The sequence below is a fragment of the Mammaliicoccus sp. B-M6 genome (assembly GCF_022386965.1).
Taxonomy (GTDB): domain Bacteria; phylum Bacillota; class Bacilli; order Staphylococcales; family Staphylococcaceae; genus Mammaliicoccus; species Mammaliicoccus sciuri_A.
Genome location: NZ_JAJNHJ010000034.1, coordinates 1 through 23,009, shown reverse-complemented (window position 1 = coordinate 23,009; position 23,009 = coordinate 1). Strand labels below are relative to the sequence as shown.

General features: G+C 31.2%; 27 protein-coding genes. 10 read left to right on the top strand and 17 right to left on the bottom strand.

Going from position 1 to position 23,009, the window contains the following annotated elements:
- Positions 1–384: 384 nt before the first annotated feature.
- The 3 genes from LQ693_RS11235 to LQ693_RS11225 form a co-directional block, all read right to left on the bottom strand.
- Entirely contained in the window at positions 385–1,401 is a 1,017-nt protein-coding gene (locus LQ693_RS11235) for a CAP domain-containing protein (protein WP_107566069.1), read from the bottom strand.
- An 18-nt stretch (positions 1,402–1,419) separates the two neighbouring features.
- Positions 1,420–2,403, bottom strand: coding sequence for a GMP reductase (gene guaC / locus LQ693_RS11230; RefSeq protein WP_107566070.1), 984 nt, complete (start codon positions 2,401–2,403; stop codon positions 1,420–1,422).
- A gap of 91 nt (positions 2,404–2,494) precedes the next feature.
- The gene (locus tag LQ693_RS11225) at positions 2,495–3,442 is read right to left on the bottom strand and encodes a metal ABC transporter solute-binding protein, Zn/Mn family (protein ID WP_107566071.1); all 948 of its coding nucleotides are present in this window, start codon (positions 3,440–3,442) and stop codon (positions 2,495–2,497) included.
- 160 nt (positions 3,443–3,602) lie between these two features.
- Between LQ693_RS11225 and rpmG the strand changes: the two genes are divergently transcribed.
- From rpmG to LQ693_RS11205, 4 genes are all read left to right on the top strand, one after another.
- Positions 3,603–3,752: a 50S ribosomal protein L33 gene (gene rpmG / locus LQ693_RS11220; protein WP_049318964.1), complete on the top strand. Its 150-nt coding sequence runs from the start codon at positions 3,603–3,605 to the stop codon at positions 3,750–3,752.
- 203 nt (positions 3,753–3,955) lie between these two features.
- Entirely contained in the window at positions 3,956–5,398 is a 1,443-nt protein-coding gene (locus LQ693_RS11215) for an amino acid permease (RefSeq protein WP_107566072.1), read from the top strand.
- 294 nt (positions 5,399–5,692) lie between these two features.
- On the top strand, positions 5,693–6,007 hold the full coding sequence (locus LQ693_RS11210; protein ID WP_025905885.1) for a hypothetical protein: 315 nt from the start codon (positions 5,693–5,695) through the stop codon (positions 6,005–6,007).
- A gap of 12 nt (positions 6,008–6,019) precedes the next feature.
- Positions 6,020–7,420 (top strand): phosphoribosyltransferase domain-containing protein, encoded by a 1,401-nt coding sequence (locus LQ693_RS11205; RefSeq protein WP_198052074.1) that lies wholly within the window; start codon positions 6,020–6,022, stop codon positions 7,418–7,420.
- A 50-nt stretch (positions 7,421–7,470) separates the two neighbouring features.
- On the opposite strand, the gene LQ693_RS11200 is transcribed toward LQ693_RS11205, so the two are convergent.
- The 4 genes from LQ693_RS11200 to LQ693_RS11185 form a co-directional block, all read right to left on the bottom strand.
- On the bottom strand, positions 7,471–8,277 hold the full coding sequence (locus LQ693_RS11200) for a Cof-type HAD-IIB family hydrolase (protein WP_107566040.1): 807 nt from the start codon (positions 8,275–8,277) through the stop codon (positions 7,471–7,473).
- A gap of 67 nt (positions 8,278–8,344) precedes the next feature.
- Positions 8,345–9,256 carry a homoserine kinase gene (gene thrB / locus LQ693_RS11195; RefSeq protein ID WP_107573145.1) on the bottom strand — a complete coding sequence of 304 codons (912 nt, stop codon included), beginning with the start codon at positions 9,254–9,256 and terminating at the stop codon, positions 8,345–8,347.
- Positions 9,253–10,317: a threonine synthase gene (gene thrC, locus LQ693_RS11190; protein ID WP_025905878.1), complete on the bottom strand. Its 1,065-nt coding sequence runs from the start codon at positions 10,315–10,317 to the stop codon at positions 9,253–9,255. The genes thrB and thrC overlap by 4 nt, the downstream gene beginning before the upstream one ends.
- Position 10,318: 1 nt before the next feature.
- Complete coding sequence (locus LQ693_RS11185) at positions 10,319–11,596, bottom strand: homoserine dehydrogenase (RefSeq protein WP_025905877.1); 1,278 nt, start codon at positions 11,594–11,596, stop codon at positions 10,319–10,321.
- A gap of 197 nt (positions 11,597–11,793) precedes the next feature.
- Between LQ693_RS11185 and LQ693_RS11180 the strand changes: the two genes are divergently transcribed.
- Positions 11,794–13,167: an aspartate kinase gene (locus LQ693_RS11180; protein ID WP_119494936.1), complete on the top strand. Its 1,374-nt coding sequence runs from the start codon at positions 11,794–11,796 to the stop codon at positions 13,165–13,167.
- A 38-nt stretch (positions 13,168–13,205) separates the two neighbouring features.
- Here the strand turns inward: LQ693_RS11180 and LQ693_RS11175 are convergent, their stop codons facing one another.
- The 3 genes from LQ693_RS11175 to LQ693_RS11165 all read right to left on the bottom strand — a co-directional run bounded on the left by LQ693_RS11175 (position 13,206) and on the right by LQ693_RS11165 (position 15,099).
- Positions 13,206–13,799 carry a hypothetical protein gene (locus LQ693_RS11175; protein ID WP_025905873.1) on the bottom strand — a complete coding sequence of 198 codons (594 nt, stop codon included), beginning with the start codon at positions 13,797–13,799 and terminating at the stop codon, positions 13,206–13,208.
- Positions 13,800–13,880: 81 nt separating this feature from the next.
- Positions 13,881–14,210 carry a nucleoside triphosphate pyrophosphohydrolase family protein gene (locus tag LQ693_RS11170; protein WP_025905872.1) on the bottom strand — a complete coding sequence of 110 codons (330 nt, stop codon included), beginning with the start codon at positions 14,208–14,210 and terminating at the stop codon, positions 13,881–13,883.
- 4 nt (positions 14,211–14,214) lie between these two features.
- Positions 14,215–15,099 carry an NAD(P)-dependent oxidoreductase gene (locus LQ693_RS11165; RefSeq protein WP_107573143.1) on the bottom strand — a complete coding sequence of 295 codons (885 nt, stop codon included), beginning with the start codon at positions 15,097–15,099 and terminating at the stop codon, positions 14,215–14,217.
- A gap of 255 nt (positions 15,100–15,354) precedes the next feature.
- On the opposite strand from LQ693_RS11165, the gene LQ693_RS11160 reads away from it, so the two are divergent.
- The gene (locus LQ693_RS11160) at positions 15,355–16,155 is read left to right on the top strand and encodes a hypothetical protein (RefSeq protein ID WP_239703213.1); all 801 of its coding nucleotides are present in this window, start codon (positions 15,355–15,357) and stop codon (positions 16,153–16,155) included.
- 51 nt (positions 16,156–16,206) lie between these two features.
- On the opposite strand, the gene LQ693_RS11155 is transcribed toward LQ693_RS11160, so the two are convergent.
- Positions 16,207–16,713 carry an N-acetylmuramoyl-L-alanine amidase gene (locus LQ693_RS11155; protein WP_232339588.1) on the bottom strand — a complete coding sequence of 169 codons (507 nt, stop codon included), beginning with the start codon at positions 16,711–16,713 and terminating at the stop codon, positions 16,207–16,209.
- A 158-nt stretch (positions 16,714–16,871) separates the two neighbouring features.
- On the opposite strand from LQ693_RS11155, the gene LQ693_RS11150 reads away from it, so the two are divergent.
- Positions 16,872–17,795: a diacylglycerol/lipid kinase family protein gene (locus LQ693_RS11150; RefSeq protein ID WP_107591142.1), complete on the top strand. Its 924-nt coding sequence runs from the start codon at positions 16,872–16,874 to the stop codon at positions 17,793–17,795.
- Between the two features lie 272 nt (positions 17,796–18,067).
- Here LQ693_RS11150 and LQ693_RS11145 read toward each other — a convergent pair whose 3' ends face one another.
- The 6 genes from LQ693_RS11145 to LQ693_RS11120 form a co-directional block, all read right to left on the bottom strand.
- Positions 18,068–18,271 carry a TM2 domain-containing protein gene (locus LQ693_RS11145; RefSeq protein WP_025905865.1) on the bottom strand — a complete coding sequence of 68 codons (204 nt, stop codon included), beginning with the start codon at positions 18,269–18,271 and terminating at the stop codon, positions 18,068–18,070.
- 153 nt (positions 18,272–18,424) lie between these two features.
- A complete protein-coding gene (locus LQ693_RS11140) occupies positions 18,425–18,634 on the bottom strand; it encodes a hypothetical protein (RefSeq protein WP_037587900.1) in 210 nt (69 codons plus the stop codon).
- Positions 18,635–18,788: 154 nt separating this feature from the next.
- Positions 18,789–18,953: a hypothetical protein gene (locus LQ693_RS11135; protein WP_162841924.1), complete on the bottom strand. Its 165-nt coding sequence runs from the start codon at positions 18,951–18,953 to the stop codon at positions 18,789–18,791.
- A gap of 88 nt (positions 18,954–19,041) precedes the next feature.
- Positions 19,042–19,410 (bottom strand): YbgA family protein, encoded by a 369-nt coding sequence (locus tag LQ693_RS11130; protein ID WP_239703214.1) that lies wholly within the window; start codon positions 19,408–19,410, stop codon positions 19,042–19,044.
- Positions 19,411–19,414: 4 nt separating this feature from the next.
- A complete protein-coding gene (locus LQ693_RS11125; protein WP_025905858.1) occupies positions 19,415–19,888 on the bottom strand; it encodes a pyrimidine dimer DNA glycosylase/endonuclease V in 474 nt (157 codons plus the stop codon).
- Positions 19,889–19,906: 18 nt separating this feature from the next.
- Positions 19,907–20,554 (bottom strand): sulfite exporter TauE/SafE family protein, encoded by a 648-nt coding sequence (locus tag LQ693_RS11120; RefSeq protein WP_239703215.1) that lies wholly within the window; start codon positions 20,552–20,554, stop codon positions 19,907–19,909.
- Between the two features lie 303 nt (positions 20,555–20,857).
- On the opposite strand from LQ693_RS11120, the gene LQ693_RS11115 reads away from it, so the two are divergent.
- From LQ693_RS11115 to LQ693_RS11105, 3 genes are all read left to right on the top strand, one after another.
- Positions 20,858–21,304 (top strand): MepB family protein, encoded by a 447-nt coding sequence (locus LQ693_RS11115; protein ID WP_025905857.1) that lies wholly within the window; start codon positions 20,858–20,860, stop codon positions 21,302–21,304.
- Positions 21,305–21,407: 103 nt separating this feature from the next.
- A complete protein-coding gene (locus LQ693_RS11110) occupies positions 21,408–22,043 on the top strand; it encodes a sugar O-acetyltransferase (protein ID WP_239703216.1) in 636 nt (211 codons plus the stop codon).
- A 301-nt stretch (positions 22,044–22,344) separates the two neighbouring features.
- Positions 22,345–22,857, top strand: coding sequence for a DUF4352 domain-containing protein (locus tag LQ693_RS11105; RefSeq protein ID WP_107573252.1), 513 nt, complete (start codon positions 22,345–22,347; stop codon positions 22,855–22,857).
- Positions 22,858–23,009: the final 152 nt, after the last annotated feature.

Below are 23,009 nucleotides of genomic sequence, written 5' to 3'. Positions count from 1 at the left end.
GATTCGAAGACTACAGGCTGAGAACATGCCCGCGGAAAGCATGCGCATAAAAAAATGCCGGCAAAGTCTAAGACTTTGTCGACACTCTGAGGAGATGCGAACGCATCTCCTTTTTTCATATTCCCTTTATCGAGTTCTTTCTTTACTTGTCATATATTTATGATACATCTTTTTTATTTAATAATTCTTTAATACGTTCTAAGACATCTAAATCTTTTCGTTTTATTTCTTTATTTTCCATGTAAAACTACCCCTTTATATGTTATTTCACCAATCAAAATTACTAGAAACAACATGTGTTAAACATTTAAGGAAATATGAAATATTGACTTTTCTCGATTTAATTATATCAACGTTGATAAGATAATATCATTTATCTCTTTTCTATTGTTGCGTGATGTAGTTCTCCGTCCAATATGGCTGTAATTCTTCGCCGATATCAACACCTACACCTAATTCTTTATAATCTTTATTTAAAATGTTTTTTCTATGTCCAAGTGAATTCATAAGACCATGATGTGCATATATACTACTGATTTGACCATAAGCCAAGTTTTCCCCAGCAGTAACATAATTAAAACCATCTCGATCTAATCTATCAAATGGAGACATACCTTGTTTGTTATTATGATCAAAATAATCGTTATTCACCATGTCTTGGCTATGCTTTCTTGCAGTTTCACTAACACGCTCATTATAAGCTAATGTAGGTAAACCAAACTGTACACGTTCAGCATTTACAAGATCAAAGTTTTGTAATTCTAAAGCTTTTTTGTATTCATCAGAAGCTGCATGATACTGATTCGTTCGTTTATCTTCAGTTGATGATGCAATCTGCATGATACCTTTAATTTGATTATTTTCATGTTTATCATAAAACACGGTTGTATAGATGTTATCAAATTTGAAAACATCATAATCTTCATCATTTTGTATGAGTTTCACTTTGTCTTTTTCTATTGCTTTTTCAGGTTCTCCAAGTATAGAACGAACTTTATCTTTGTTCATTTTACTTGTAATACCTTTTTTAGAAGTTATAAGGTCTTGGTTTGTATATAAACCAGTTACTTTGTCATGATCATAACTTACCATTACAAATTCATGATAGTCGTTATGATACACATGCCATTTCTCGTTATATTCATTAGCAGTTATACGCTTAGGTTTACCAAGTTTCTTTTCTACTTCGCTCTTTGTTTGATTGATTTGAATATTATTAATCGCAAATTCTTGGTCATCTGGTGTCTTCAGTTCAACTTTCTTAGCTGTTTCTTCGTGTTGTAATCCTTGTTGAACATTCAATACTTTTTGCCCAATTTGTCTAGACAAATCTGATTCTGGGACTGGCTTGATAAGTGTTAAGCATAATAGCAACATAAATAAAAAGAATACTTTTCTCAAGTCGTCACCTCACTTGTTTTAGCCGCGATCACTATCACCATTAAATATTGAATTACGAACAATTACATAGTCTACTTTTGTAATAGAATGTAGATCTTTTCCACCTGCATAAGAAATAGAACTTTGTAAATCTTGTTCGATTTCAATTAACGTATCTTTTAGAGAGCCTTTATGTTCAACAAACATCTTTTTACCCTCTACATTTTTACGTTCACCTTTTTGAAATTCAGATGCACTACCGAAATACTCTTTATATAGTTTACCTTCTAATTCAACTGTTTCACCTGGAGATTCTTCATGTGCAGCAAATAATGAACCAACCATTACCATACTTGCACCGAATCTAATAGATTTAGCAATATCACCGTTCGTTCTAATACCACCGTCAGCGATCATTGGTTTTCTAGCAGCTTTGCTACAAGCGTTAATTGCAGCTAATTGCCATCCACCAGTACCAAATCCAGTTTTAATTTTAGTAATACATACTCTACCTGGTCCGATACCAACTTTTGTTGCGTCAGCACCCGCATTTTCAAGTTCACGAACACCCTCAGGCGTACCAACATTACCTGCAATTACAAATGTTTCAGGAATATGTTGTTTAATATGTTTAATCATTCTTATAACTTGCTCAGAATGACCGTGTGCAATATCTATTGTTATATATTCAGGAACAAGCCCTTCATTAGAAAGTTGTTCTATAAAAGTATATTCATTGTCTTTAACACCTACAGAAATTGAGGCGAAGAAGTTTTGGCTTTGCATTTTTTTGATAAATGGAATACGTCCTTCTTCATCAAAACGATGCATGATATAAAAATAATCATTACTAGCAAACCATTCAGCTAGTTCTTCATTCATGACTGTTTGCATATTTGCAGGTACTACTGGTAATTTAAATGTCTTTGGACCAAATTTTACAGTAGTATCACATTCAGAACGGCTTTCTACTATACATTTATTTGGTATTAACTGTACATCTTCATAATCAAAAATTTTCATATCAATAACCTCTTTCACAACTATTAATAATAATCCATTAGTTACTATACATGGTTAAGTAGTAAAAGTAAACGAAATAATACTATAAATGTTATTTATTTAGAGCTTTATCAAGAGTTTTGATATTTTCTTCCATTAAAGACTGATATGAAATATTTTTTTGTTTGGCTTCATCTTTAGTTAATACTTCTAAATTATGAAATTTTAGCGGTTTACTTTTCGTATCTTTCTTTATAATATCTGTCATTTTTGAACTAACATTTTGCTCATATAAAATATATGGTGATTTCGAGTTGTTAATATCTTTAATAATTTCTAGAATTTCTTTTTGAGTTGGTTCTTCATTATTCATGCCTGTGACACCTTTTTGTTTAAAGTGATATCTGTTAGCTAAATACCCTAGAGAATCATGAGAAATAAATACAGTATCTCTTTTTGTATCTTTCGTAACGTTTTGTAAACTTTCATCAATCTCGTTTATATCTTTAATGAGATTTTGATAATTTTTTTGATAATATTCTTTATGATCAGGATCCTTTTGTACGAGTTTATCTTTAATAGATTTAGCCGCTTCTTTATTAACAATTGGATCCAACCAAATATGTGGATCGTTAGCACTTTCTTCGTCTTCGTGCTCATGTTCATGCTCTTCTTCTTCACCATGTTCATGATGATGTTCTAAAATATGACTTTCTTTCAAATTAGCAACCGCTTCTAATTTGTGATCATCACTTTTAATAGTAGAACTAATTTTTTTAGCTACTGGATCTAATTCATTTGAAGAATATATAAACAAATCACTTTTAGCAATATTAAGCATTTCTTTTTGTGTTGGTTCATAATTATGTAAATCCGTGCCGCTCGGGTAAATAGAATTTGCATCTACATATTTTCCACCAATTTGTTTAGCAAAGCTTTCATAAGGAAAGTTAGTTGCATAAATTTTGATTTTGTCATTTGATGATGTTTGGTTGTTACAACCTGAAAGTATAAGTGCCATCGTTAATAAAGCACCAACTATAATATATATTTTTTTCATATTTTAACTCCTACGTTATTATTTGTTTTAATTATAACAATATACGCTTTTACACATCATATCGCAATTATATAATACACATATTTTTGCATTGAAAACTCATTTATATTATGCTAAAATTATAAAACGTAACGATTACTGAATAGAAAGGCTGATGAACATGCGTGTCAATATCACGTTAGCATGTACTGAATGTGGCGACAGAAATTATATTACAACTAAAAACAAACGTACAAATCCTGAACGTATTGAAATGAAAAAATACTGTCCAAGATTAGGTCGTCACACTTTACACCGCGAAACTAAATAATTTCTTATTCTATAAGAAAATATACGACAAAGAAGTCAATTCATACATTTGAAATGACTTCTATTTTTATATACTGTTACTTTATGGCTTTAAAGCATTTATGTGTTAAAAGTTTTTGTTGCTTATTTACTGAAATACTAATAAAATAATATGTATATTTTATTTACAGATAAATTGTACAATTAGAAAGCAAGGTGAATTATATGGAAGAAATGAAACGAGGATTAAAGACTAGGCACATATCAATGATCGCCATTGGTGGTTCGATTGGTACTGGTTTATTTATGGCCAGTGGTGCAGTCATCACTCAAGCAGGACCTGGCGGCGCACTTATAGCTTATTCAATCATTGGTGTTATGCTCTACTTTTTAATGACAGCTATAGGTGAACTTGCAACATTTTATCCAGTTTCTGGTTCATTTAGTGCTTACTCAAGTAGATTTATTGATCCATCAGCAGGATTTACTGTTGGTTGGCTATATTGGGTAATTTGGGCACTGGTAACAAGCGTGGATATATTAACTGCAGCAAAAATTATTACATACTGGGATATATTCCAAAATATTAACCCGTTTGTATGGAGCATTATTTTCTTAGTTATTCTATTCTTACTCAATGCATTTACTGTTAAAGCATTTGGTGAAGCTGAATATTGGTTAAGTTTTATTAAAGTCGCAACTATTATAATCTTCTTAATAGTTGGTGTACTTGTGATATTTGGAATCTTAGGCGGTAATGAACCACTTGGACTATCAAACTTCACTTATAAAGAAGCACCATTCGTAAATGGTATTTCTGGTTTCTTAGGTGTACTACTTGTTGCTGGATTTAGCTTCGGTGGTACAGAAGTAGTAGCCGTAACAGCTGGTGAATCTGAAAATCCTAAAGAATCCATGCCAAAAGCAATTAGACAAGTATTCTGGAGAATTTTATTATTTTATATTTTAGCAATCGCTGTGATTGCAGCAATTATTCCATATACTGATCCATTGTTATTAAATAAATCAAACACTGTAACACAAAGTCCGTTTACAATCGTATTTGATAGAGTTGGTATAGCATTCGCTGCTTCAATAATTAATGCAGTTATTTTAACAGCACTCATTTCAGCTGGTAACTCAGGCTTATATGCTACAAGTAGATTACTTTACTCACTTGCACAACATAAGCAAGCACCTAAGTTTATCAATAACTTAAATAGAAACAATATGCCATTCGTTTCATTATGTGTCACAATCGTATTAATATTCGTTTCTATCGTATATGCAACGATTAATGCAGATGGTTATTATAGATTATTGAATATGTTAGGCGCACTTGTTACTTTAGTTTGGTTAATGAGTATAATCAGTCATATCCGATTAAGAATGGCCATTAAGAAACAAGGCAAATCAGCAACAGATACACTTGAATATAAAGCACCTTTATATCCATTAGGTCCAATTATCGTAATCGCTGTTATAGCATTCTTATTAATCGGTCAATCATTTGATAGCATTATGACATTGAACTTCCCAGTATTAATCGAATCATTCTTACCGATTATATTAGGTTTCGTAGTATACTTTATTCATAAATTCACAACGAAATCAAAAATTATCAAACTAGAAGACATTGATTTAACAAAACACCAATATAAGAAATAATTTTTAAAAGCGCCACTCAAGTAGATTGAGTGGCGTTTTTTTATTTTGTATTTTGTTTGTATATACTTGTCTTATTTACACTTTGACCTAGTTTTGTTACTAACGGCATCCTTAGTTACAATTCTACCGACTTTTGTAACGATAAACCCTGCATAAAATATCATTACATTAATCCCGTACTCATTAGTTCAAAACGTTTATAAAAATTTGCTAACTATAATCTACTTTTTCATATTGCAATATATATAGTATAATAAATATTAATGATAATTTTAGAATAAAGAAGGTGTAAATATGACAGGTCAAACTAATTTATTTGATGATGTTATGGAACAAGATGAACGTTTTGTCATTGTTGTTCAAAGTATTTATGATACACATGCTCAACTCGTTAAGAAAACACTTAGAGAATATACAAGTTTAACTCGGGAACAGATGCAATCACTATTTGATCATCTTAAAGATTTATATTTAAATGAACCATTTGAAGAGAATCAAGCATTTTTTGATATTACTGTTTATACGAACCAAGACTATGCAGCGGACCAAATTTATGCGCATATTAAGAGAAAGAAATTCAGCCATGAATGGACGCATACAAGTAAATAAAGGAGTAATCACATGTCCCAAGTAAGTAAAGTTTTTCCTTTAGATAATGAACAGCAAGTTGAAGTAAAAGTTAAAGAAAATAGATTTGATTTTGAAATAGATGAAATGCTCGCAATTACACAAGAAGAACATTCAGAATTTCCATTTATACCTGTATCTCCTTGTTTAGGATATTCTAGAGGGTTATATCCAGAGCATCCTTTACTCGTTGGTTTATTGTTAGGATTCTTATACCATGAGTCTTTAACAGGCGAAACGGATGAACGCATTCAAACAATTGCTAAAGCTATTAATAGTAAAAATCGCAGTAAAATGATTCAAGCTTTAAATATGGTTGAATCGAATAAACTTGGTCATTATCCACCAACGAGATTTCTAGGTTTAAGTGAACGTGCTGTCAATTTAGGACAATCGATTTTTAGTTTATTTGATGATGATGTGATGTTCTTAGCTTCTACACGAGATAAGATCATTTCTCATCCACCATTATTAGATCATAGTGATATTGTTGACCCTCAAGAACGTTTATTTTTCTATACGAAAGATAAAGACTTCTTTGATAATGATGAACGTGTCGCAATTATTGATAATCATTTATTAAATGGTAATTCTGTACTGAATCTCATTAAAAAGATTTATGATAAATGTCCTGAAAGAGAAACATTTACTGTATTAACACCTATTGATTTAAGATCTCTAAGTGTTAAAGAAGCATTTTCAAGTTTGGAAAAATCTTTAAATATTAAAATCAACATCATTTCACTCATGTCATTTGATGTAGAAATCACGGATATTGAGCATGAAACGAAAGATTTAATTCAAAATGAACTACTAGACAATCAGAAGCATGAGACGAAAGTTCAATATTACTCTTTAAGAAATGTCATCAATGATCATTTCATTGTAAAAGCTCAAAACATGCTACGTGATGGTACGATTCACGATAATCCATACTTTATTTCAACAGGAAGATTTACTTTAAATGGTAAAGAACAACAAGTTTCTGAAGACCTGTTTCAACGTATGGGAGAATTATTGAATGACTTTTTAGATGATTCACCTAAATTCGTCATTGGTATAGGAGAATTCATGTACGTTCCACTTCAAATTGCTCGTTATTTACCTGGTAAAGAAATACGTGTACAAGGTACAACACGCTTTAATTTCGATTCTAGTACATTAAGACATTCTAATAAAAAGATTAGTTTTATGTCGCCTTTAGAAAGAACAATCACACATTATTTATATAATTTAGAGATTGATCAATACGAACAAATCATCGTATTTGTTGAAAGACTGAGACATAAAACTGAAATAGATGATATTGTACAACAATTAAAAATACTTGGGGCAAAATCAATTCTCGTAATTGAAATGACTTCAATTGCATTTAATGAAGATCGTCACGAATAATAAAAAGCAGCTCAAATCTTAAATTTCTTAAGGTTTGAGCTGCTTTATTTTTATGCTTTTAATATTTTTTCTAGCGCTGTTACGATACCATCATGGTCATGGTCGTCTGTAACGACATCTGCAATACCTTTAATCGTATCGTTCGCATTTCCCATAGCAACACCAACTGCTGCTCTTTCTAACATGTCAGAATCATTTAAACTATCACCAAAAGCTATCACTTCTGAGAAATCCGCTTCAATTTGATCAAACAACCTTTGCAACGATTTCCCTTTAGATACTTCTCTATTCATAAATTCTAAAAAGTACGGTTTACTTATAGTTGACGATACATGGTCATTAAATTTGCCATTCAACGCTTGATTTGCGCTTGCAATGTTTTCCTCGAAATCGACACCCATAATTTTTGGAACGTCACCTGTTATAGCTTCTTTAATATCATTAACTTTATTCATTGGAAGTCCAGTCAATTCACTTTCAATGTTCATATAATCATGTGTTGTATCATGAATTATTTGGTCATTTAAATACGTTAAATAAAAGAAATGATGACTTCTACAATAATCAATAATATCGTGAGCATCTTTTTGACTAATTGTTTGATTAAATACGATACTTTGATCTTCTGCCTTGATAACAAAAGCACCATTATAACTTACGATATAGCCACCATAGCTTTTTAAATCTAGCGCTTCTGCATGTTTAATCATACCTGCAGTTGGGCGCCCTGAAGCGAGTATTAACTTCATGCCTTCTTTTTGTTTTTCCATTAAGTATTGATATGTCACTTCACTTATTTCATTCTTTGAAGTTAAAAGTGTATCATCCATATCCATTACGATGTATTTATATGTCATGTTTATCTCCTTAAATATAATAATGCTTATATTCTATCATACATAGAATATAAGCATCTCATTTTAATTATAAGTTTATAATTTTTTGGCTAATACCATATCGATTAATGGTTACCAATTCTGATTCGCAATCTTCAAATTCGTCTTGTAAGTCTCTCACAAGCTTACCACTCAATTCTTTTTTGACAAGCGTTAATACAGTTGGACCAGCACCACTAATGACTGTCGCATACGCACCATGTTCTAAAGCTAATGCTTTAATATGTTCAAAATCAGGGATCAAATGTTGACGATAAGGTTCATGAAAACCATCTTTCATCATCATTTTTCCAGCTAATTCATAATTATGTTGAATCAACGCACTAATCATTGTATTGCTAATCGCACTATATTTAACGGCATCTTTTAAAGATAATGTTTCTGGTAATACTTTACGTGCTTTCTCTGTTGATAGCTCATAAGCTGGTATTGTAGCAATTACATCGACTTTTGGTATATCAATATATGAGACATCCGTATGTTTAGCTTCTGGATCATATACGCCTAAGACTAAACCTCCATAAATTGTTGGTGCAACATTATCTGGATGTCCTTCAATTTCAGTTGCAAGTTGTAGTAGTTCATATTTAGATAACTTTAAATTTGCAAAATAATTAGCAAGAAATAAACCTGTTACGAGCGCAGATGCTGAACTACCTAATCCTCTCGCAAGTGGAATATCGCTATACATTTTTAAATTTAATGCAGGCATTTCTTTAGAAAATTTCTCTGTAGCAGTTTGTGCAATTTTAGTAATATAATGGTCCTCGTTGTCAGGTAAACCTTGAAGATGAGGTCCAATATGCTCAAAATGCCATTTACCATCTTCGGAAAGATGTGCTTCTACTTCTAAATATTTATCTAGAGCCATTCCGATTGAGTCGAAACCAACCCCAAGGTTAGCAGTTGAGGCTGGTACTTTAAGCTTTAATTTCTTCATTGTAAAGCACGCTCAATATAATCAATAATTGCTTGTTCGTCATTTTCTAAAGGTGTAATTGGCGAATCAAGTAAATCGATCGCAGTATCAGGATCTTTCAATCCATTACCTGTTAAAATTGCGACAACAGTTTGATTTGGCTCTAATTTACCTTGTTCATGCAATTTCAACAAACCTGCAATTGAAGCATTACTCGCTGGCTCACTGAAGACACCCTCTTTACTTGTCATAAGTTTGTATGCTTTAAGAATTTCTTCATCTGTCACACTATCAATTAGTCCGTTTGACTCATCACGTGCTGCTTCAGCTAATTTCCAACTTGCAGGATTTCCAATTCTAATAGCAGTCGCTACTGTCTCTGGATTTGTGACAACTTTACCTTGTACGATTGGAGACGCACCTTCAGCTTGGAAACCACACATAACAGGTAAACCTGATTGATTTAATTGATGATATTCTTTGAAACCTTTCCAATATGCTGTGATATTTCCAGCATTTCCTACTGGTATCGCAAATAAGTCTGGCGCTTTACCATCTAATTGTTCAACAATTTCAAAAGCACCAGTCTTCTGACCTTCAATTCTATAAGGGTTTACAGAGTTTACAAGTGCTATTTCACCTTTTTCTGCTACTTTTTTAACGATATTTAACGCTTCATCAAAATTCCCTTTAATTGATACAATTTCAGCACCGTACATAACTGCTTGTGCTAATTTACCAAGTGCTATTTTACCTTCAGGAATTACAACAATAGCTTTTAAACCTGCTCTTGCAGCATAAGCGGCAGCTGAAGCTGATGTATTACCAGTAGAAGCACATATTACAATCTTTTTACCTTCTTCTTTCGCTTTTGCGACTGCCATTACCATACCTCTATCTTTAAAAGAACCTGTAGGGTTAAGACCTTCAAATTTAGCAAATAAATTAATGTTCAATTTATCTGATAAATAAGGTAAATGAATTAATGGTGTATTACCTTCATTTAAAGTCAGTTGAGGTGTTCCTTCGTTTACTGGTAAATATTCTTTATAATTATGAATTAATCCTTGCCATCTGCCCATATTACTTATCTCCTTCAATTGGATAATATTTCAAAATATTAATGCCATTTTCTTTTAATTGATCAACAGGTAATTCATCAATACCTCTGATGACAATACCATACGTATTTTCAGTACGTTGTTCTACTTTGACACTTCTATGAAATTCGATTGTCGCTTTAATGTCATCTCTTAGGACATCTTCATCTTTGTCACTTTCAACAATGATAAAATGACTATTTTTCAGTGGGAATTTAACCACTTCATCTTCAACGATTTCTTTCGTACGTTCTGTTTTAAGTTCAAAGTGTGGCGGTAACGTATGTAAATCTGATTCAAATTGTAATGAAACGTTTAATAAATCAGATACAACTGCACTACCCGTAGCTAAACTACCTGCACCTTTACCGTAAAACATTGTGTCTCCAACAGCATCACCAATAACATATATAGCATTATATTCATCTTCTACATGTGCCATTTGATGACTGTTTGGTAATAATGTTGGTTTAACACTTGATATAACTCGGCCATTCTCATATTTACCTTGACCAATTAATTTAATTTTATAGCCTAATTTTTCTGCTACTTTAATGTCTTCTATTTCAACATCAGAAATACCAACTCTTTCAACATCATTTAACGAAATGACTCTATTAAATGATAAATAGCTCGTAATTACGACTTTACGAGCTGCGTCAATTCCTTCAACATCGTCAGTTGGATCCGCTTCTGCATATCCTAAATCTGTTGCAAGCTGTAATGCTTCATCATATGATTTTCCTTCACGCGTCATTTGACTAAGAATAAAGTTAGATGTGCCATTAAAGATACCCATAAATTGATTAATATTATTGGCATTTAAACCATTATTAATCGCATTCACAATCGGAATACCACCTGCTACACTCGCTTCATATTTAAGCGCAACTTTATTTTTCTCAGCTAAATCTTCTAAATCTCTTAAATGTACGGCTAATAAATCTTTATTTGCAGTAATAACGTGTATACCTTTAGAAAGAAATGCTTTCAACCATTCTACTGTTGGTTCGATACCACCCATTACTTCAACAACGATATCCAATTCATCGTCTTCTAAAATTTCGTTAATATTTTCAGTTAAATGATAGCTAGAAGTATTAATTGAACGTTTCTTGTTAACAGAACTCACAAGAATATGTTTAATATGTATAGATTTCCCAATCGTGTCTTCTATTTGCTTTTTATTTTCTTCAACAATCTTTACGACACCTGTTCCAACAGTGCCAAGACCTAATACTGCTACATTTAATACTTTCATTTCCTCACTCACCTTAAATATATTGTTCTTTTTAAAAATACAAATGTCTACTTGAAATAGACTCAAGTTTATTATAGTATAAATTCATTAAAGTTTTTTGTAAAGTTTGAATAATTAGAATTAATAGTAATATTATCATTATTTCTCGCTTTGTAAAGAGCTACAATTATATTACCCCCAGTAAAAGGACTGATAAAATGAAAGTTTCAAAATTTGGCGGAAGTTCCGTCGCTAACAGTGAGCAAATTAAAAAAGTCGTTAACATCATTAACTCTGATGATGAAAGAAAAATTGTAGTCGTATCTGCACCTGGAAAAAGATTTAAAGAAGACATCAAAACAACAGATTTGCTTATACGCTTATATGAAAAAGTCATTAATCAATTAGATTATTCAAACAAACTCAGCCAAATTGTTGGTCGCTATGAAGAAATTGTGACTGAATTGAACATGGATCGTTCTATTTTAGATGAAATTAAAAACCACTTATTAAATTTGATAAACGTGTATCATGATAAACCCGAACGCTTACTAGACGGTTTAAAAAGTTGTGGAGAAGATTTCAATGCGCAGCTTATCGCACAATATAATAGTCAATTAGGTTTCCCTACACGTTACTTATCGCCTAAAGATGCAGGCATCATCGTTACAGATGAACCAGGTAACGCAATGATATTAGAATCGTCATATGAGAAGATTTATAAATTACGTGAATATGATGAGAAATTAATCATTCCTGGATTCTTTGGTTATTCTGAAAATGGTGATATCGTGACTTTCCCAAGGGGTGGATCTGACATTACAGGTGCTATTTTAGCGAGAGGTATTAAAGCAAGCTTGTATGAGAACTTTACGGATGTGTCAGGTATCTTTAGAGCAAATCCAACAGTCGTATCTCAACCTGAAGTAATTCCAGAAATCACATATAGAGAAATGCGTGAATTATCATATGCCGGATTTGGCGTATTTCATGACGAGGCACTAGAGCCACTTTATAAAGATCGCATTCCAGTGGTCATCAAGAATACAAACAAACCAACTGATAAAGGAACATATATTGTGAGTGAACGTAACATCTCTAACTTATCTCATATCGTTTCTGGCGTAAGTTGTGATAAAGGTTTTACAATTATCAACGTCAAAAAGTACTTAATGAATAGAGAAGTTGGATTTACACGTAAAGTACTTAGTATCTTAGAAGAAGAAAACATTTCAATCGAACATATCCCATCTGGTATCGATAGCATTAGTATTATTATGAGATCGACTCAAATTAAAGGAAAAGAAGAAAGAGTTTTAAATAAAATACGCGAAAATATTCCTGTAGACGAGTTAACAATTGATTATGATTTAGCTATTTTAATGATTGTAGGAGAAGGCATGAATAAAGCAGTTGGAACAGCTGCTGGAGCAACTGCAGCACTTAGTAAGAGAAATGTTAACTTAAATATGATTAACCAAGGTTCATCTGAAATTTCTATGATGTTTGGTATTGATGAGCAATATTCTGATATAGCCGTTCAAGCGATTTATGACGAATACTTCGCAAATAAAACAACTCAACTCGCATAATAACAAAAAGAAGCCGACGATTTAATCGTTGGCTTCTTTTATGTATCTGATAAAATAATCTGATTGAGTTTATCTTTTCCAATTACTTTTCTAAGCATAAAGAATTGATAATAACTTAAATGTTGAATTAACTTTTGATATTTATAAATATCATCTTGTCTCAGCTCATGATATAGCTTATACATCATTTGAATTTCCGGTCGCAAATACTTCACATCATGTTCTAAACTATGAAAATATATTTTGTAATCTTCCACTTCTATATTGTGATCATGACTAAATTGCCATTTCTCATCTTTCGTTTCATATATATAAACTTTAAGAATTTTACATTCGCTCTTCTTATTATAAATATAATATTTCTTATAATCTCCAAGTTCTTCAACAGTAATTTCTTTTAGTTCATTCAATGGTGTCTCTACTACTATTTGATAATGGCGTTCTAAAAAGTAGTTTGCTAAATCAAGCTCTTCTTCTCTACTTACTGTTATGCTCATGATTTCCTTAGTGTGTGTATATTCGTTCAAAAATAAATCAATCGCACTTTGTCCACAAACAATATATTGAAATGGATAGTCAGACATTAACTGTTTTAGTTCATCTATAGATAAATATTGTTCGTTTCCCTCCAATATAGCTACCTCCCACGTAAGCGTTTTCACTCCTTTTCATTCTAACAGTTTTGTCATTATTATCCAATAGATAATTGTTTATTATTCTTTACGATTTAGTGAATCTTCTTTTGAAAATCCATTTGGATATCTATTTTTAAGTTTTTCAATATTTAACTGACCAATTTCATCCAGATCTACATCAAGAGCAGAAGCGCAACATGCGATATACCATAGTACATCTCCTAGTTCTTTCTTTAATGCTTCTTTATCCAATTCATGTCCATGAAATACGTATTTCTTAACAATATCTGCAACTTCTCCAGATTCTCCTGTTAATCCTAATGCGCCATTAATCAAGCTTTTATCTGGATCTTTTTTTACATCAGACATTGTTCTTAATGCAAGATTTTGATATTCATTTAAATCCATTGTTTTACCCCTTTTTAATATGATCTTTTAATAATTGAATAACAGATTGTGTGCCATTATCTTCAAAACCTGCTTCACTTAATGCATCATATACTTCTTTAGCTTTTAATAATCCAGGCATATATAAGCCACTTTTTTCACTTTCTTCTATCGCAATTCTCATATCTTTAATGAAATGTTTAACATAAAATCCTGGAGCATAGTCTCCTTTGACCATTCTTGGTCCTAAATTGGATAATGACCAACTACCCGCTGCACCATGTTCAATAGAACTGAACACTTTATCAATATCTAATCCCGCTTCTTCAGCATATATAATGGATTCTGCTACTCCTAACATACCTGCAGCTATTGCAATTTGATTAGCAAGTTTCGTATGTTGACCATTGCCACTTTTACCTTGATAGACAACATTTTGTCCAATAACATTGAAAATATCTTCAACTTGATTAAATACTTCTTCGTCTCCACCGACCATAATTGTTAATGTCGCATTTTTAGCACCAACATCACCACCAGATACAGGTGCATCTAAACTGTAAATATTTTTAGTTTTTGCTTCATTATAAATCCTCTCAGCAAGAGTAGGACTTGAAGTCGTCATATCTATAATAGTTGTGCCTTCTTTAGCATGGTTTATAATGCCACTTTCATCTAAATAAATAGATTCGACATCTTTAGGATAACCAACGATAGATATAATCACATCACTTGATTTAGATAAATCTGCTATCGTGTCACACCAAGTCGCGCCAATTTCTACTAATTCATCCGTTTTAGATTTCGTTCTATTATAAACATTTACTTCATAGCCTTCATTAATTAAGTGTGTTGCCATAGATTTACCCATAACACCTGTACCTACAAAACCGATTGTTTTTTTAGTCATTTGAATTCCTCCTGCATATTCTAATCTTATAAACATTATACAGATTTATCAGAAAAATCTAAACAAACTCACATAGTCTTTTAGATTAAATTAATGATTATAAAAATGGTATTTTTACTTTTTTAAATAGTGTTATTAAAGCGGAATAAAAAGTTTAAAAAAATTATAATAAATTTTGTTTGAGATTAATATTTAGTGGTATTGAATTATTGTTGATACATAAGTGTCAAACAAAAAAAGAAATGGGGTTTATATATGAAGAAATTTATAATCTTGTTACTATCTTCATTTTTATTCTTAGCAGCATGCGGTAACGATGATAGTGACGGCAGCAAAGATGATTCATCTGCAAATAAAGATTCTTCGAAATCTGATGATACATCTAAATCAAAAGATAGTGAGTCTGATAAAGATTCAGATAAAAAATCTGATGATAAATCTGACAGTAAATCAGACAGCAGTAAGGACTCTGATAGTAGTTCTGATGATGTCGCTTCAGGCGATTCTGCTAGTTCAAATTCAGATAGTAATAACTCCGATGATAACGGGTCTAGTGACTCTAATTCAAATGGCACTAATGGCTCAGATGATAGTAGTGGCACAGATGGTAATAGTTCTTCAAACTCTGACTCAAGCAATTCAAATGCTAATAGTGACGATAACGCAAATAACAATAACTCAGCTAATTCTGATGGATCAAACAATGGTGCTAATAGCAACGCTGACCAAAATAGCAATGGCGCTTCAAATGCTGATAATTCAGAAGCTAATGACGATAATAACGCAGCTAGCAATGATGCTAACAATGCTGCAAGTAATAGTCAGTCGAATTCAGCACTTGGTGCAGAACAAGCTCAACAAATTTACAATGAAACTGGACAAAATCCTTACTTAAATTCTATTAATGCAGATTGGAGACAAAAATATGAAGGCGGATTAACAAATCCTGAAAAAGCTTCATTAACTGCATTAGAAAAAGGAACATACAATGGTCCTGAACAACCTGTACTATTCTATAATGCATTAGTTCAAATACAACAACAATATGCACAATAATAAAAAAAGCGTGGGATTTAAATCAAATGATTTTATATCCACACGCTTTTTTTAATTCAACATATATTGTTTAATTTGTTCTATAAAATAATCTTTCATTTCATTAATAATCCACTCATCCGGCATGCCATCTATTGTCGTCTTCCAATTTGTATGAATTTCTAATGAACGATGTGGACATTCAGTATCACTAAACTCCAAATGTAATCGAACCGTATCTCGATTAGGTGTTAAATTATAATCAATCATATCTGAAGCGATTGCTCTTAACGTTTCTTGCTCATTTAATAAAAATTCTTCATCTGTACTCGAGAGAGATTCTAATACTTCATACCCTAAATATTGTTCATTACCTATAGGGTTAGCGGTATGCCAGGCAATACGCTCAGTATCAATCGCTTGCCATTGGTGATTTCTATCGATGTAATAATGCGCGATACCTTGTACATATCTTTCTTCAGGTGCGTTTATTAATACTTCACGCCATTCATTAGCATTTAATTCACTTGCATCGTTATGGATCACAACACCTAGTAAAGGTTGCTTTCTTTTTTCCATTTCATAATGGATATAATCATTTTGTGAAGCGATAATAATCCTCCCCTTTTCAATGCTTTTATTTATTTTAACACATTAAAATATTTTATTTAAAATTGTTTATCAATCGTCATACATGGTATTGTAATAAAAGGTACAATACAGGAGGTATCACGATTATGACACAACATTTTCATAGAGGGATTTTATTTTACCACGAAGCTGCTGGGCAAGGTAATATATACAAAGAACTCGGACAAGTTACAGAAAATTTAACACAGCTTTGTGATGAATTAACAATAAAATTAAGTAAAGAAGAAGGACAAATTCGTTCTTATTGTAAAACATTAGCTGCCAATACAAATGAACATGCTTATGATGTTATTTTTATACTGGGCGGCGATGGAACATTAAACGAATTAATAAATGGTGTCGTAGAAAACAATCTCCAAATACCAATAGGCGTCTTACCTGGTGGAACATTCAATGATTTCACGAAGACTTTAAATATATCTCAAAAACCAATGCAAGCTTCTCAAGATTTATTAGCGAGTCAAATTAAGTCATTTGATGTATTAGATGTCAATGGTACATATGCCCTTAACTTTGCGGGTATTGGATTGATGGTACAAAACGCTGAAAATGTTGAATCCAATCAAAAAGAATTATTAGGTAAATTCAGTTATATTTTTTCTACAATCAAAACGGTAGCTAACCCAGAAATTTATAAATATGAATTAACAGCTGATAACGAAACTTATTCAGGTGAAACTTCAATGATTTTGATTGCGAATGGCCAACATGTAGGTGGTAGTAGAATTCCTTTAGAAGATTTATCACCTAATGACGGGAAAATGAATATATTTATTTTCGACAAACAAAATTTCAGTATCATCAATGACTTCTTTAAAGTAAAAGATAGCATGAATTGGAATGAGATTAGTGATAGTATCCAACATATATCATGTGAATCAGCAACGTTATCTACTGATCCATCAGCCAAATTAGATATAGATGGTGAAATTCTGTTCGAAACACCTGTTGAAATAAAAATTTTACGTGACCAAGTTAAATTGCTATATGTAGATTTGAATAATGGATAAATTAAATAGATTGAGACATTACATTATGTGCCAGTCTCTTTTATTTGGAAAATCAATGTAAACATGATGTTCTATGTTGCTTGTTTGGGGAGTCTTGCAATATTCAGCCTCCCAACATTGCTTGTCACGCCTCACTTGCAATATTCATCACTTCCTATTTTTAAAAATATGAAAAGAGTCTAGAACATTTCTGTTCCAGACTCTTTTTTCGAAAAATTATTTATTATGATATCTAGGGTTTTAAAAACTTAATAAAAGCATGTCACAACATACTATGCTTGAATATTACCATGTTCATCAGATGGTCTAAACAATGCGAATATAGCACTGAAGAATGCGATAACATGTGGAATCCCTGTCCAACAGAATGCTAAGTGTAATAGTCCAACAACTGGTTTTTGTGCATAAAATTTATGAACGCCAAAGTTTCCTAATAACACAGCTAATGCGATATAAATCCATTTATTTACGAGCATAATATCCCTCCTTCAACTATAAATATCATTATAGTCTCTATATACATATATTACCCAAATATAAACGAACAAAATCAGAGATAGTATGACAATTTTGTCACTTATCAATAAAAAAGCTGTCTCAAGGTTTAAACTTGATGACAGCTAAATGCATTAGTTCCCTAAATAGTCATTAAAATCAGCAATAAATTGTTCTTTGTTCTGTGCTGAAGGATATTGTAATCCACCTAAAATAATAGATTGGCTACTTATTGTAATAAAGTCATAATCAATGGAATGTCTCAAAAATATATTTTTTGCTTCTTCTTGATTGTATTTATTCTCTAAATTCTCAAATACGATAATCTTTTTATCAAAAAACATAACTGCCTCCAAAAAACTTAATATATAAATACTACAAAACTATATTAAGTGAATCTAGAGGGAATTGATGTAAATGATTATTAATATTGTATAATTGCATATATTTTATAGATTTACAGAACAAATTTAAATGTTTTTAAATGATTATGATTGATTATGAATTTTTGATAAACTCTTTCTCTAAATGATCCATCATGTTTTGGGCTTTTTTTAATCCTGGAGATTCGTTTTCTTCTTCCATTTGTTCGAGTTCCACTATATTGAATTGCACTTCTTTTTTTAAAGTGTCCCACATTTTTTGATATACACGTTCTTCCATTATATTCAGCCTCCTTGAAAATCTACTTTCTATATAATATTTACCCTATTCATGGTTACACAATCATCATTAAACTTAGATAGGTAAATCAATTTAAAATAGTAGATTCTAATAAATACTTTTGATTATATTTCACAGCAAGCTTGTATATAAATGTAATTAAACATTGGTATTGAATTTCATTTTCTTGATATTGTGATTTATATTTCAAATATTGGTTATGTTCTTCTTCAGTAGCAATTTTCTTAAAATACCCCCACATATGATCATAAGTGTTGATGATTGAACCTTTAGTCGGAACTATGGCTTTTGCATCATCAATTTTACTTTGTAAATCGTCATATGTGATATCTCCCTTTAAAGATTCTCTTATATCTAAATATGACTTTTGACTATGCATCATAACATTATATTTTTCATGTCTCCATAACTTTTCAATATCTGCTCTCTTACTCATGATATCACCTACTTACATTACACCGAGGTGCAATTTTATCTGCTGTCCATTTCATAAATAATAATTTTTCATATTCTAAATAAGCTTCGTCACTCATTAATTTCGTTTCACCATAAACAAATATAGGTGGTAATTTTTCAGTAGAAAATGCACCATCTTTAATACCAGTATCAATCAAATTACCCATATTTGAAATTTGATGTTCAAAGTCTTTTGACCTTTTCCCACCTCTTCTTCTATGTTCTTTATCCATGGCTAATAATAAGTGATATGTGTCAGCTAAATACGGATAGCCATCATTAAAAACATGCTTCACGATAGGATGACTTAAATAACGTGTATTGCCATCAATATATTCGAGCTTAGCTATACAAACATTAATAATTTGATAAAGTTCTAATACTTGTTTAGAAAGACGTCGGTTATCTAGAAATTTTGCGCTTATTTCATGATTCTCATGAACTCTAAAAATTTGCATTGCGTAATTCCTCTCTCATTATTTAACAATCATGATGATTCCGAAACAAATCAACAACATATAAATATATTTAATTAAAGCACGTTGATCAATTTTATTATTGATGATATGACCCAGCCATAATGTTAGGATGAGAAGCGGTAAAATGGCCAATAATAAATACCAAAGTGAGATTGACCAAAATCCTGAAACACCGTGACTAAAGACAATAAAACAACCTGTAATAAAAAAATGTACTTGTGAAATGTTTTTTAAATCTGTAACATGCCATTTTTTCAATGTTCCATATATAATAATCGGTACACCGTGACTATTATATGCACTACCTAAAACACCCGAAACAACACCTGCAATATAATCATAAAACTTTGGAATATTCAATTTAACTTGGTGTATATTCTTATAATAATTAATAAGATTAATAGCACCGTACAATAATATAAATACCCCTAAAAATTTAATAATCACATCTTCATTCGCCCATTTAACAATTACAATCCCAATAGGCGTCCCAATAATAGAACCCATTAATAAACGTTTAATAATAGACCAATCAAGATTGCCACGACTTCTTATAAACACAGGTAAAGCCACTAATAATCCAACAATTGCCACCACAGAAATAGACAATTTAAAATCTAAATTTAATAAAGCAAGTAATGGCATTGTGACCAAAGCCTCACCAAAACCAAACACAATTCTACCATAGCCCCTAACAGAATTGAAAAAATAACAAGTGTCCAAATTGTAATATCCATAGAATCCCCTTTAATATGTTTATAAAATAAAAACACTTTCTAAACATTAGAAAGTGTCAAAATCTCATTAATATTCAACTACTATTATACCCTTTTTAAGTACTTAAAAAGGGTATAAAAACAATGGAATACTAGAATATTTCAACATCGAATGTAATAGGACAATCTTTGTTATAATCAATTATGAAAAGTCATATAAGGAGGTTTGCAATTGTTTGAGTCAACTGAATTAATAAAAAGCTATTTTAATGATGAACCCATTGAATACTACAAACTTGAAGAACTTAATATTAAATATGAAGCTTGTAGTTTTCAAATTCAAGATATTACTTATAGAAGTAGACGTGCTAAAAAGACTGCCAATAAAAAAGGTTATTTTGTCGTATTTTGGGTTAAAGATCATAATAATCAAAACAGACCTTATACATATTCAGAAACACCAGATAAACTCATCATAGCTATACTAGATGATAATAAAAAAGGGCTGTTTATTTTTCCTAAAGATATTCTACTTAAGCAGAAAATCATAAGTAATCTCGAAGTAAAAGGAAAAATGGCAATGAGAGTTTACCCACCATGGGAAAATCATTTAAATAAGACTGCGAGTCAAACTCAAAATTGGCAAAAAGAATTTTTCATAGATTTATCTAACTTATAGCAATAAATGTAATGAATCAAATAACATCATTAACCTCTTAACTTGTATATACAAGTTCAACAAGATATAATATGCTCATATACATATAAAGGGGAATTATGATATGCAGAATGATTTTGATTATATGCAAATGCTTAAAGGTGAACTATACTTAGCGCACGATATCCATGAATTTAATGGTTCAAAACAAGGAAAAATGCTAGCAGATAAAATTAATCATACACCTATTGAAAATAGTGATGAAATTATTAAATTAGAAAAAGAACTTTTTGGTAAGACAGGAGAAAATATATACTTACATCCACCACTCTATGTTGATTACGGTAGACATATTAATATCGGTGAGAACTTTTATGCAAATATGGACTGTATATTTTTAGATGTCAATCGTATCAATATTGGTGATAATGTTATGTTCGGTCCAAGAGTGAGTTTATATACAGCAGGTCATCCTATTGATCCAACAATTCGAAATGAACAATTAGAATTTGGTCATGAAATTAATATTGGAAATAATGTATGGATTGGTGGAAATGCAATCGTATTACCAGGCGTTTCGGTAGGAGAAAACTCTGTAATCGCATCAGGAGCAGTCGTAACAAATGACGTGCCACCCAATACAGTCGTAGGTGGAAATCCAGCAAAAGTCATTAAGCAAATCACAAGTTCTGATTATGACAAATGGCATCAATTGAAATTAGAATATTACGAGAAAAAACGACAATCAGTAGAAAAATGATAATCAAAAAAAGATCATCTCTCTGTAGGTGGTCTTTTTTTGATTTAGATCTCAAATCTCTTAATTCTGCTATTGATATGTTTAAGCGTTGTTTTTTTATCCCATATTGTCAAAAAATAACAAAAATAAAACTGATATATGATATTAAATACATCAGTATGTATTAATATAATAACTTTTGAAAGGAGTAATTTATATGCAAGATAGTAAACCTAATAATAAAAAGAGGTTACTTTGGGGATGCTTCGGCTGTCTATGAGTTATTGTTATTTTAGGAGTTTTATTAGGAGCATGTACTGTTATGATTGGAGGTAGTAATTCTAATCAATCTTCAAGTTCAACAAGCTCTATAGATAAAAGTTCGTCGGAGAAAAATCAAAAAGATGAAAAGACATTTAAAATCGGCGATAAAGTAAAAACTGATGATTTAGATTATACAGTTAAGTCTGTAAATAACTCCAAAACTGTTGGAAATAGCTTTGTCCCTCATGAAGCTAAAGGTACATACCTTATTGTTGAAATTACTGTTAAAAACAATGGTAATGATCCTGTTACTTTAGACAGTAATATGTTTAAATTAAAAATCGGCGACAAGACTCTTGAACCAGATTCAGAAGGTTCTTTATCAGCAAATCAAGGGGAAGATGGCAGCATCAAAAATGATTTTATTTTCGAAAAATTAAATCCTGACAGCGAAATGACAGGTAAAATAGCATTTGATGTATCTGAGGATTTAATAAATAAAGGTAATAAAATATTGCAAGTACAAAATAATTTATTAGGAACTTCTAAATCAGAAATTAATTTAAATTAACTACAAAGGCTTTGTCAAATTAAGTGTGTAAGTTATTCAAGATACTTAATAACTTACACACTTAATTTGATCATGTAAAAGAAGCTGGTTCATAACCATAGACCAGTTTGGAATGTAACCAGTGGACCATTTCTTTTGAAGTTCTTTCGTTC